This is a genomic window from Mesorhizobium sp. M7A.F.Ca.ET.027.02.1.1 (assembly GCF_004022985.1).
GTDB lineage: Bacteria > Pseudomonadota > Alphaproteobacteria > Rhizobiales > Rhizobiaceae > Mesorhizobium.
This window is the reverse complement of sequence record NZ_RZOL01000182.1, coordinates 1-12,012: the sequence shown is the minus strand read 5'-3', so window position 1 is coordinate 12,012 and position 12,012 is coordinate 1. Positions and strand designations below refer to the sequence as shown.

General features: G+C 61.9%; 10 protein-coding genes and 1 pseudogene. 6 read left to right on the top strand and 5 right to left on the bottom strand.

All coding sequences use genetic code 11. The features are described from left to right. A partial coding sequence (locus EN749_RS19855; protein WP_128363773.1) for a hypothetical protein occupies positions 1–441 on the bottom strand: 441 nt, incomplete at its 3' end. 338 nt (positions 442–779) lie between these two features. Between EN749_RS19855 and clpP the strand changes: the two genes are divergently transcribed. From clpP to hupB, 4 genes are all read left to right on the top strand, one after another. Beyond that, on the top strand, positions 780–1,409 hold the full coding sequence (gene clpP, locus EN749_RS19850; protein WP_013532191.1) for an ATP-dependent Clp endopeptidase proteolytic subunit ClpP: 630 nt from the start codon (positions 780–782) through the stop codon (positions 1,407–1,409). 297 nt (positions 1,410–1,706) lie between these two features. Further along, positions 1,707–2,981: an ATP-dependent Clp protease ATP-binding subunit ClpX gene (gene clpX / locus EN749_RS19845; RefSeq protein WP_013532190.1), complete on the top strand. Its 1,275-nt coding sequence runs from the start codon at positions 1,707–1,709 to the stop codon at positions 2,979–2,981. 308 nt (positions 2,982–3,289) lie between these two features. Further along, positions 3,290–5,701 carry an endopeptidase La gene (gene lon / locus EN749_RS19840; RefSeq protein ID WP_127810676.1) on the top strand — a complete coding sequence of 804 codons (2,412 nt, stop codon included), beginning with the start codon at positions 3,290–3,292 and terminating at the stop codon, positions 5,699–5,701. A 298-nt stretch (positions 5,702–5,999) separates the two neighbouring features. Then, positions 6,000–6,272 (top strand): DNA-binding protein HupB, encoded by a 273-nt coding sequence (gene hupB, locus EN749_RS19835; protein WP_127268007.1) that lies wholly within the window; start codon positions 6,000–6,002, stop codon positions 6,270–6,272. 204 nt (positions 6,273–6,476) lie between these two features. Here the strand turns inward: hupB and EN749_RS19830 are convergent, their stop codons facing one another. Further along, positions 6,477–7,499, bottom strand: coding sequence for an aldo/keto reductase (locus EN749_RS19830; protein WP_128363772.1), 1,023 nt, complete (start codon positions 7,497–7,499; stop codon positions 6,477–6,479). A gap of 178 nt (positions 7,500–7,677) precedes the next feature. Between EN749_RS19830 and EN749_RS19825 the strand changes: the two genes are divergently transcribed. Together EN749_RS19825 and EN749_RS19820 are read left to right on the top strand one after the other, a co-directional pair. Continuing rightward, positions 7,678–8,244, top strand: coding sequence for an SIS domain-containing protein (locus EN749_RS19825; protein ID WP_128363771.1), 567 nt, complete (start codon positions 7,678–7,680; stop codon positions 8,242–8,244). A 3-nt stretch (positions 8,245–8,247) separates the two neighbouring features. Next, entirely contained in the window at positions 8,248–8,991 is a 744-nt protein-coding gene (locus EN749_RS19820; protein ID WP_128363770.1) for a creatininase family protein, read from the top strand. A gap of 260 nt (positions 8,992–9,251) precedes the next feature. On the opposite strand, the gene EN749_RS19815 is transcribed toward EN749_RS19820, so the two are convergent. The 3 genes and pseudogenes from EN749_RS19815 to EN749_RS19805 form a co-directional block, all read right to left on the bottom strand. Continuing rightward, entirely contained in the window at positions 9,252–10,169 is a 918-nt protein-coding gene (locus tag EN749_RS19815) for a carbohydrate ABC transporter permease (RefSeq protein WP_127321755.1), read from the bottom strand. A gap of 26 nt (positions 10,170–10,195) precedes the next feature. Beyond that, the gene (locus EN749_RS19810; RefSeq protein WP_127273345.1) at positions 10,196–11,317 is read right to left on the bottom strand and encodes a sugar ABC transporter permease; all 1,122 of its coding nucleotides are present in this window, start codon (positions 11,315–11,317) and stop codon (positions 10,196–10,198) included. 88 nt (positions 11,318–11,405) lie between these two features. After that, positions 11,406–12,012, bottom strand: a pseudogene (locus EN749_RS19805) (sugar ABC transporter substrate-binding protein); the annotation flags it as partial.

Genomic DNA, 12,012 nt, shown 5'->3' with positions numbered 1-12,012 from the left:
GTCGTGTTGTGCGGGGATGACCACGCGCCGCGTGCGTTCGGGCTGGATCACCACGGTTTTGGCAACACGTTCGTAGCGCGCCTTGTGCCAGACCTTGCACAGCACCTTGCGGCCATGGACGACGCGCCATTCCCAGGAATAGCCGCCGCCATCGATCCGGACCGTACGGTAGACGGTGCGGGTGACGGCCGGCACGACCTGGTAGGTCACTTGCGCCGGAACGGTCATCACGACGCGTTCGCGCGTGCCATAGATGGGGGCGATATAGTCGACCTGCTGACCGGGCGGACTGATCATCACGTCTTCATAGACCGTGTCGTAGACAGCCGGACTGCGGACCGGCTCATAACATTCGACGGCGCGGCCGCCGGCCGCCGTCTGCGAAATCGTGCCGAGCATGGTCAGGCCGGCGATGGTGAAGCATGCGGTTTTCCCGGGCATGACACTTCCCCTGTTGAACTCTACGCATAAGTTCAACGTTGAATTGTAGAGGAAGCCGTCTCGGAAAAAAGCGGTTTCGGCGCATTTCGTTAAGTGACGCGGTTAAGAAACTGCTACCTTGCGCGGCCGGCCATGCGGCTCCGGACCCGCGGAAGCATCCGCCGGCCCGAATCCTTGGTCAGAAAGCTTGATTCGACTTACCCAGATGGCTAGGAGGGGTCGGCCTTGCACAAGGATGAGCCGGCATCCTATTTACGGAATAACGATCCAGAACCGATTCTGCCCGATCTGCCGGCATTCCCGGCGCCGGAATCCCACCGCGAGATAAGAGATATCTGATGAAGAACCCCGTCGAAACCTACATGAACCTCGTTCCGATGGTGGTCGAACAGACCAATCGCGGCGAGCGGGCCTACGACATTTTCTCGCGCCTCCTCAAGGAGCGCATCATTTTCATCACCGGTCCGGTCGAGGACGGCATGGCGACGCTGGTCTGCGCGCAGCTTTTGTTCCTCGAAGCCGAGAATCCGAAGAAGGAAATCAACCTCTACATCAATTCGCCGGGCGGCGTCGTCACCTCCGGCATGGCGATCTACGACACCATGCAGTTCATCAAGCCGGCCGTGTCGACACTCTGCATCGGCCAGGCGGCTTCGATGGGTTCGCTGCTCCTGACCGCCGGTCACAAGGACATGCGCTTTGCCACGCCGAACGCCCGCATCATGGTTCACCAGCCTTCCGGCGGCTTCCAGGGCCAGGCGTCCGACATCGAGCGCCATGCCCTGGATATCATCAAGCTGAAGCGTCGCCTCAACGAGGTCTACGTCAAGCACACCGGCAAGAGCTACGAAGAGATCGAGAAAACGCTCGACCGCGACCATTTCATGACCGCCGACGAAGCGAAGGATTTCGGCCTCATCGACAAGGTTATTTCGTCGCGCGAGGCGGCCGAAGGGGCGCTGGCATAAAGGCAAGTTGGCAGTTGGATGGCACCATCACGCGCTTTTGGCGCGTCTTGCGGCATTTCGGCCACAATTGGCTGTTCCCTCGGGGGACAGGATTGCCTACGTTAAGGCTATGTTGAGTTTCGGCGGCTTAGCTTTATGCGGGGTTGTCGCGAATCATTGCCACGTTTTCTGATTTGTGTTTCGTACGGAATGCGTTGCGGGAGCCGGGACACACTGGCGGCGGCGGATTCCCGCGATAGATAGAGTATGCGCCCTTTCAGCCAGACCATCGGCGGGCGGCCATGAAAGGACATGAAAATGAGCAAGGTCGGCAACAACAGCGGCGATTCCAAGAACACGCTTTACTGCTCGTTTTGCGGCAAAAGCCAGCACGAAGTGCGCAAGCTGATCGCCGGTCCGACGGTCTTCATCTGCGACGAGTGCGTCGAACTCTGCATGGACATCATCCGTGAAGAGAACAAGACCTCGATGGTGAAGTCGCGCGAAGGCGTGCCGACACCGCAGGAGATCCTCAAGGTTCTCGACGACTATGTCATCGGTCAGCCCTACGCCAAGCGCGTGCTGTCGGTGGCGGTCCACAACCACTACAAGCGCCTCGCGCATGCCGGCAAGAACAACGATGTCGAACTGGCGAAGTCCAACATCCTGCTGATCGGTCCGACCGGTTGCGGCAAGACGCTGCTTGCGCAGACGCTGGCCCGCATCATCGACGTGCCCTTCACCATGGCTGACGCGACGACGCTGACCGAAGCCGGCTATGTCGGCGAGGACGTCGAGAACATCATCCTGAAGCTGTTGCAATCGGCCGACTACAATGTCGAGCGGGCCCAGCGCGGCATCGTCTACATCGACGAGATCGACAAGATTTCGCGCAAGTCGGACAATCCCTCGATCACCCGCGACGTGTCGGGCGAGGGCGTGCAGCAGGCGCTTCTGAAGATCATGGAAGGCACCGTCGCCTCCGTGCCGCCGCAGGGCGGCAGGAAGCACCCGCAGCAGGAGTTCCTGCAGGTCGACACAGCCAACATCCTGTTCATCTGCGGCGGCGCCTTCGCCGGGCTGGACAAGATCATCTCGGATCGCGGCCGCAAGACCTCGATCGGTTTCGGCGCGGTCGTCGCTTCGCCCGAGGATCGCCGCACTGGCGATGTCTTCCGCCTGGTCGAGCCCGAGGATCTGTTGAAGTTCGGTCTTATCCCCGAATTTGTCGGCCGTCTGCCGGTTCTGGCGACGCTGGAAGACCTCGACGAACCGGCGCTGATCCAGATCCTGACCGAGCCGAAGAACGCGCTGGTCAAGCAGTATCAGCGGCTGTTCGAAATGGAGAATGTCGACCTGACCTTCCACGAGAACGCTCTTTCGGCGATCGCCAAGCGCGCCATCGAGCGCAAGACCGGCGCGCGCGGCCTGCGTTCGATCATGGAGGCGATCCTGCTCGACACGATGTTCGAGCTTCCCGCGCTCGAGGGCGTGCGCGAAGTGGTGATTTCGGAGGAGGTGGTGACCGGCAGTGCCCGGCCGCTCTACATCTACTCCGAGCAGAAGGAAAAGAAGGGCAATGTCAGCGCCTGACATCATGAGCCCGCAGCGAAATTCTGAAACGGCGCCGCAAGGCGCCGTTTTGCTGTCACACAGGGCTTTTGCGCGGCGTACGGCTTGGCGTCGCAAATGTGTCACTCGCGGACGGGTTGGAAGTGCGGATTTGGACACGCCCCTTGATCTTTGGGGGTCGTGCATCCAACTAACTGGAGAAGGCCGAGGTGCCCGATTTCTGTGCTGTAAAACTCCCGTCATAAACGGTGGTAGGCGGAACGATCCCCGGTCGTTAATATAAGATTCGCGGTTGGCTGATTGGCGGCCGCGACATGAAAGGTTGGACAATGGCCAAAGTATCCAAGGCACCCAGCGACGGCGTCTTCGCAGTTCTCCCACTGCGCGACATCGTGGTGTTCCCGCACATGATCGTGCCGCTCTTCGTCGGGCGTGAGAAGTCGATCAAGGCGCTGGAAGAGGTGATGGGTCAGGAAAAGCAGATCCTGCTTGCCACCCAGATGAATGCCGCCGACGACGATCCCGAGCCCGATGCCATCTTCGACATCGGCACGCTCGCCAATGTGCTGCAATTGCTCAAGCTGCCCGACGGCACCGTCAAGGTTCTGGTCGAAGGCGCTTCGCGTGCGAAAATCGTCTCGTTCACCGACCGTCCCGACTTCCACGAGGCCCGCGCCGCGGCGCTGGTCGAGCCGGACGAGGAAGAGGTCGAGGTTGAGGCGCTGGCGCGTTCGGTCGTCACCGACTTCGAGAACTACGTCAAGCTGAACAAGAAGATCTCGCCCGAAGTGGTGGGTGCAGCCAGCCAGATCGACGACTATTCCAAGCTCGCCGACACGGTTGCCTCGCATCTCGCCATCAAGATCCCTGAGAAGCAGGAAATGCTGGCCACGCTCTCGGTCAAGGAGCGGCTGGAAAAGGCTATGGGCTTCATGGAAGCCGAAATCTCCGTCCTGCAGGTGGAGAAGCGCATCCGCTCGCGCGTCAAGCGCCAGATGGAGAAGACGCAGCGCGAATACTACCTCAACGAGCAGATGAAGGCGATCCAGAAGGAGCTCGGCGAGGGCGAGGACGGCCGCGACGAGGCCGCCGAGATCGAGGCGCGCATCAAGAAGACCAAGCTCTCCAAGGAGGCCCGCGAAAAGGCGGAAGCCGAGTTGAAGAAGCTCCGGACGATGTCGCCGATGTCGGCTGAATCGACCGTCGTGCGCAACTATCTCGACTGGATCCTGTCGATCCCGTGGGGCAAGAACTCCAAGGTCAAGCAGGACCTGGCGTTCGCGCAGAACGTGCTCGACACTGATCATTTCGGCCTCGACAAGGTCAAGGAGCGCATTGTCGAGTATCTCGCCGTGCAAAGCCGCCAGAAGAAGCTGAAGGGGCCGATCCTGTGCCTCGTCGGCCCTCCCGGCGTCGGCAAGACCTCGCTCGGCAAGTCGATCGCCAAGGCGACCGGTCGCGAATTCATCCGCATGGCGCTCGGCGGCGTGCGTGACGAGGCCGAGATCCGTGGCCACCGCCGCACCTATATCGGCTCGATGCCCGGCAAGGTCATCCAGTCGATGAAGAAGGCCAAGAAGTCCAATCCGCTCTTCCTGCTCGACGAGATCGACAAGATGGGCCAGGACTTCCGTGGCGATCCGTCATCGGCGTTGCTCGAGGTCCTCGATCCGGAACAGAACTCGACGTTCATGGACCATTACCTCGAGGTCGAATACGACCTGTCGAGCGTCATGTTTGTGACGACGGCGAACACGCTGAACATCCCGGCGCCCTTGATGGACCGCATGGAGATCATCCGTATCGCCGGCTACACCGAGGACGAGAAGATCGAGATCGCCAAGCGGCACCTGATGCCGAAGGTGATCCGCGATCACGCGCTGCAGCCGAAGGAGTTTTCCGTCGGTGAGGACGCGATCCGCGCCATCGTCCAGACCTACACCCGCGAAGCGGGCGTCAGGAGCCTGGAGCGCGAGCTGATGAAGCTCGGGCGCAAGGCGGTGACCGAGATCCTGAAGACGAAGAAGAAGACGGTGAGCATCACGGCGGAGAACCTCTCCGATTACCTTGGTGTCCAGCGCTACCGCTTCGGTCAGGTCGAGGCTGACGATCAGGTCGGTGTTGTTACAGGTCTTGCCTGGACGGAAGTCGGCGGCGAACTGCTGACGGTCGAAGGCGTCATGATGCCCGGCAAGGGCCGCATGACGGTGACCGGCAACCTGCGCGACGTGATGAAGGAATCGATTTCGGCGGCGGCCTCCTATGTCCGCTCGCGCGCCGTCGATTTCGGCATCGAGCCGCCGCTGTTCGACAAGCGCGACATCCACGTGCACTTGCCGGAAGGCGCCACGCCGAAGGACGGCCCGTCTGCGGGTGCTGCCATGGCGACAGCCATTGTGTCGGTACTGACGGGTATTCCGGTCCGGGCGGATGTGGCGATGACCGGCGAGATAACGCTTCGCGGCCGCATCTTGCCGATCGGCGGGCTCAAGGAGAAGCTGCTCGCCGCACTGCGCGGCGGCATCAAGAAGGTGCTGATCCCGGAAGACAATGCCAAGGATCTGGCGGAGATCCCGGACAACGTGAAGAACGGCATGGAGATCATTCCGGTCTCACGTGTCGGCGAGGTGTTGCGCCACGCGCTGGTGCGTATGCCGGAGCCGATCGAATGGGTCGAACCGGTCAATCCGCCGGCCTCGACAGACAGTGCCGACGACGCTGGAAAGTCCCTGGCGCATTAGAGCGCCGGGCGTCCATCTGGACGCACAAAGGACGCTCTAACGCTCGGACTTGCGCATGGCCCTTTCCGAAAACCGGCTACGGTTTTCGAGGCTATGCGTTGGTTTTCGTCAAGGTTGCAGCGCACAAACGGAGAGCCGGGCCTAGAGCCCGGCTTTTTCATGTGAAAAACCCAGCATTTCCGGGCTTTTTCCGCTTTTTTCCTGCCTTTTCGACTTGGTTGCGGGAGCGCTTCTTTCTAAAGTCCGTTTCCTGCCGGATGAGTCGATAGTTCCGGTGTTCTCATGGAAGGGAATTTTTATGAACAAGAACGAACTGGTGTCCGCTGTCGCCGACGCCGCGAGCATTTCGAAGGGTGACGCGCAGTCGGCGGTCGATGCGGTATTTTCCGTGATCACCGGCGAACTGAAGAAGGGCGGCGATGTCCGGCTTGTCGGCTTTGGCAATTTCTCCGTGTCAAAGCGTGCGGCGTCGACCGGCCGCAATCCTCAGACCGGCGCCGAAGTGAAGATCCCGGCGCGCACCGTGCCGAAGTTCTCGGCCGGCAAAGGCCTCAAGGACGCAGTCAACTAAGCGTTTTTTCTTTTCAGAGACCTCAGAAAAGCCGGGCTTGCCCGGCTTTTCATTTTGGCGCCCTACGCGGGTACATGCGACCAGAAAAGCCGGGCTTGCCCGGCTTTTCATTTTGGCGCCCTACGCGGGTACATGCGACCAGAAAAGCCGGGCTTGCCCGGCTTTTCATTTTTTGTGCCCGACGATGACGCGACGGCGGCCGGCTTACGCGGTCGGCGCCTCGGCGCGCATCAGACCTTCCTTCTTGAGATCGGCCCAAAGTGCTGCGGGCAGTTTCGCATCGAGCAGCGAGCGATTGCTCTCGACTTCGCTCGGCCGCTGGCCACCGGGAACCACTGAGACGACCGAGGGGTGCAGCAGCGGGAATTGCAGGGCGGCCTCGATCAGCCTGACACCATGACGCTTGCAGACGCTTTCGATGCCGGCGACCCGATGGAGTATGTCCTTCGGCGCTTCGGAGTAGTTGTAGTAGGCGCCGGGCTTCGGTCCGGTTGCCAGGATGCCGGAGTTGTAGGGTCCGCCGAGAACGATGCCGATGCCGCGTGCCTGGCAGAGCGGCAGGAAGGACGTCAGCGCCTCCTGTTCCAGGAGCGTATAGCGTCCGGCCAGCAGGAACAGGTCGAAGTCGCCGCGCTCGGCCAGCGTCTGTGCGACCTGCCACTCGTTGATGCCGCCACCGAACGCCTTGATCACGCCCTGGTCGCGCAGCGACAGCAAGCCGTAGTAGCCCGAGCGCATGAACTCCTCGATGCGCCGGTCGGAGGCTTCCTTGCTGCCATGCGTGAAGATGTCGACATCGTGCACGAAGAGGATGTCGATCCGGTCGACGCCGAGGCGCTCAAGCGAGGCTTCGAACGAGCGCATGACACCGTCATAGCTGTAGTCGTACACTTCGCGGCGCGACGGCGTGTCGAAGAACTTGCCGATGCCGGTGCGCTCTTCGGGCGGGCAGGCGCGCATGATGCGGCCGACCTTGCTCGACAGCACATAGTCGTCGCGCTTCTTGCCGCGCAGGAACGGGTTGAGCCGCGTTTCCGACAGGCCGAGTCCATAGAGCGGCGCGGTGTCGTAGTAGCGGCAGCCGGTCGCCCACGCGGCTTCCAGCGTGGCGTTGGCGTCCTCGTCGGAGACGGCACGGTAGAGGTTGCCGAGCGGCGCCGCGCCGAAGCCGAGCTCGGTGAGACTGATGCCGCCATTGCCGATGCGGTCGAAATGCCGTGTCTTCATATGCTGCTGCTTGCCTCGCCTGATTTGTCTGACATGACACTATCACGCCTGTGGTCAGGCAAAAGCATAGCTGCGCGTTGGACACGCATTTTCGCGGTTGCTAGCATGAACGAAATCAAGCTGTTCGTGGCAGCAAGGGCGGCAAATACCAGGGGTGATTTTTGATGGCAGGATCGCGGTGAGCGACAAGAGCAAAAGCCTGTTCGAGACCGCGCTTGAGGAGCTCGGCGGCGTGCTGGCACGCATCGACGAAAGCCGGATCGACGCCGCCTGCAAAATGCTGGCCGGCGCGCGACAGATCGTCGTCTATGGCTGCGGCCGCGAGGCCTTGCAGGTCAAGGGTTTTGCCATGCGGCTCTATCATTTGGGCCTGCCGGTGTCCGTGGTCGGCGACATGAACACACCGCCGCTGGGGCAGGGCGATGTCTTCCTGGTCAGCTCCGGGCCGGGAGAGACCTCGACCGTGCTGACCCTGATGCAGGTCGCGCACGATGCCGACGCGACCAACCTCCTGCTGACCGCCCAGGCCGCAGGCAGCGCGGCAAGGCTTGCCGACTTCACCCTGCTCATTCCCGCGCAGACCATGGCCAACGATCAGGGGGCGCAGAAGACATCGGTGCTGCCGATGGGCTCGGTGTTCGAAGGCGCGCTGTTCCTGCTGTTCGAGGTGATGGTGCTGAAGCTCAGGGAATTGATCGGAGCGTCGCCCGAAGCCATGCGCGCCCGCCACACCAACATGGAATAGATCATGCGCTACGAACTGATGCTGCCACACCAGATCCGCAGGGCGATCGCCGAGAATTGGCCGGTCGCTCTGCCGCTCGGCGTGCTCGAATACCATGGCGAGCACATGGCCGTCGGCATGGACACGCTGGCCGTCGTCAACACGCTGGAGCTGTTCGAAAAGGAGAAGGACGTCGTCATCCTGCCGCCCTTCTACTACGGTGCTGCGAGTTATGCGGTGGCGCCCCCGGAAGGCAGCGGCTCGGTGCAGGTCGGCGGCAATGCGCTGGCGCCGTTCGGCGAGGAGCTGTTCTACAGCCTGCTGCGCATCGGCTTTCGCAACATCCACGCCATCATCCACCACCAGACCGAGAACTTTGCCGCCGGCATGCCGACCGATCTGGCGTTCAAGACCGCCGGCCGCCAGGCGATCTTCCGCTTCCTCGAAAAGGAGCGCGGCGAGGGCTGGTGGGGCTCTCAGGCGATGGCCGACTACTATTCCGGGCACGCCGCGGGTGAAAATTTCTTCAACTGGGTGCAAGTGCATCCGCTGATGTCGGCTGACATGAACGGCAAGTACCCGTTCGATCATGCCGGCATCGGCGAGACCTCGCTGATGCTGGCGCTATGCCCGGAGGCTGTCGATGCCGACCGCTTTGCCGACAATACCAGCTGGTATACGGCGAGCGCCAAGGAGGCATCGGCGGAACTCGGGCAGAAGGGCGTGGCGATGATCCTTGATCATCTGCGGGAGATATTGAGCGGCTAGCGCGGTTCTTCCTTCTCCCCCTGTGGGGTGAGAAGCGGTCCGCGTCGCGGACGAAAAGCCAATTGCTTGGCTTTTCGAGCTTCGAACGCCCTGAGCCTGCGAAGGGCCGGGCGTGGTTAGTCGGTCCACCCTGCCGGGTCCCCGCTGCTTCGCAGCGTCCCGGCGTTCGCCGGCCTTTCATCGTGCCACTGGCACGATGAATTCGCCTTCGGCGAACCGGCTGCTCACCCCGCCGGGGGAGAAGGCAAGAGGGGGCCCTGCTACTTCACCGCTCCTGCGGTCATGCCCATGATCAGATAGCGCTCAAGCGCGATGCCGATCACCGCCAGCGGCGCGATGGCTGCCGTGGCGAGCGCCGCCATCGACCACCAGTTGATGCCTTGCGATCCGGTCTGGCTCGCCACCATGACCGGGATGGTCTTGGCGTCGGTCGAGGTCAAAAGGGCGGCGAAGAAATACTCGTTCCAGCACAGCACCATCGCCAGGATGAAGGCGGCGACCATGCCCGGCAGCGCGATCGGCATGACGATGCGGAAGAACGCCCCCCAGATCGACAGCCCGTCGACAAGGGCTGCTTCCTCGAGCTCAACCGGGATCGAGTTGAACTGGTCGCGCATGATCCAGATGACGATCGGCAGCACCATCAGCGTGTAAAGCAGGATCAGACCGACGCGCGTGTCGAGCAGGCCGACCTCGCGGTAGAGCACCAGGAAGGGCAGGGCCAGCACCACCGGCGGCAGGATCAGCTGCGACAGGAAGAAGAACGAGATGTCCTCGTTCTTGAACCAGGCGAAATGATAGCGATAGCGGGTGAGCCCGTAGGCGGCGAGGCTGCCGATGACGATGGCGAGGCTCGACGCGCCGACCGAGGTGATCACCGAATTCATGAAGCGCTTGAGGAACTCCTCGCGCACCGTCGAGGTCTGGAAAATCGAGTCCGGCGACAGGCCGAGCGAGCGCCAGCCCTTCCAGTCCGGCTGGAAGTCGACGAAGGGGATGAGATGGCCCTGCGTGACGTCGACCGCGGTCTTGAACGAGGTTGTCACCGTCCAATAGATCGGGAACAGGCAGATGAACGCCCAGAAGGCCAGCGCGCCATAGATGAAAACGCGGCTGGCGAGGAAGCTCGCCGGCGAGCGGATCTCCGAGGCGACATATTCGGTGGTCTGAACGCTCATCGGGCTTAACTCACCCCCATCTTGCTTTAATTGACATTGCGGACAAAACGGTTGGCAAATTTCAACAGCCACGTGACGAAGACGACGATGATCACCAGATAGGCCATCGCCAGCATGGTTCCGTAGCCGACATTCGAGCGGTCGCGATATTCGCGATAGATGAAGCTCGACACGGAATCCGTGGCGCCGCCGGGGCCGCCGGATGTGACGGTGATGATGATGTCGGCAAGCTTCAGCTTGAAGATGATGCGCAGGATCACCGCCGTCACCGACACCGGGAGCATCAGCGGGAAGGTGACCTGCCAGAAGGTCTGCCACGCGTTGGCGCCGTCGACGCGTGCGGCTTCGAGCACCTCGCGCGACATCGCCTGCAGCCCGGCCAGCAGCATGATCATCATGAATGGGATGAAGGTCCAGGCATCCAGTATCATGATCGATATGCGGGCGATGATCGGGTCGGAGAAGAAGGCCGGATTTTCCCAGCCGAGATGGCGCGCCAGCGTTGCGGCCGGTCCGAACCGGTATTCCATCAGCGACTTGCCGATCATCCACGACACCGCGACCGGCGACAGCATCAGCGGCATCAGGAAGACGACGCGGAAGAACTTTCGCGCCCGGATCTGCGCGTTGAGCAGCAGCGCCAGGCCGAAGGCGATGACATATTCGACCGCCACTGCCAGCACATAGAGCACCATGTTGAACAGCGCGTTGCGGTAGTAGGGATCGGCCAGCATCTGCCAGAAATTGTCAAGCCCGTTGAACTTGCGACCGCTGAACGAGCTGAGGTTCCAGTCGGTGAGGGCGATGTAGAAACCGAACAGCGTCGGGAAGATCACCATGGCGATGGTGAACAGCAGCGCCGGCAGCAGGAACAGGGCACGCTGTCCGTCTTCGCCACGCGTCAGCACTTGGCCGACGCCGATCGCCACACCCCACAGCACATAGGCATAGACGACGGGGCGCCAGGTCTCGAAGCCGATCGTATCGGCGCTGCCCTTGTAGAGGATCTCCAGCACGATCGTCGCCAGCAGGCCAAGCGTCGCAACGGCCATTAGCGTCCAGCCAAGGCGTTTGCGGCCTGGAGAGATCAGATCGGAAGGGCCGGCATCTGCCGGCCACTGGTTCGCGGTCGAAGTCTGGTCAGCCACAAATCTCGCCCGTTTGCAGGCTCTCGAGGAGCCGGAGCCGGTCTAAAGTGGTCCGGCGTTGCCGCCGGACCACGGTTCATAGGCCAGCCTACATGCCGAGCGAGGCTTTGTAGAGCTTGATCTGGTTGTCGCGGCCGATCTGATCGGTCAGCTTCTCCCAGGCCGCCGCGATGGCGTCGGCGCCTTCTTGCGCCTTCATCTTGCCGGCGAAAGTGTTGGCCAGGATGTCCTCGGCGGCGCTGTAGTATTGGAAGATGCCGGGGATGCGTGGCTCGATCGCCGCGTTCGGATGGTTGTAGCTGTCTGATTCCGACTTGAGGTAGGAGGTGATGAAGGCCTCGTCGTAGCCGGCCGCCACCCATTCGGGAATGTCGAAATGCGAGTTGCGGTAGGGCTGGAAGCCCGACGGATACATCGCCGTCCAGATCGACAGGTCCTTGCCGCCGAGATGGGCGGCGGCGGACCATGCCGCCTTCTTCTTCTTTTCGTCGGCATCGACGCGGGCCATCACATAGACGCCCCAGCCGAGATAGGCGCAGTTGGGCGCATAGTTCGGGCCGCTGGCGAGCTTGTCCCAGGCGCCGGTCTTCGCATTGTAGACATCGTCCGAGCCGGGCAGGATCGAGAAGCCGGTGACGTCGCCGACGACGGAAGAGTCGTTGGTCTTGACGTTGGAGCCGACGTCGCCCCACCAG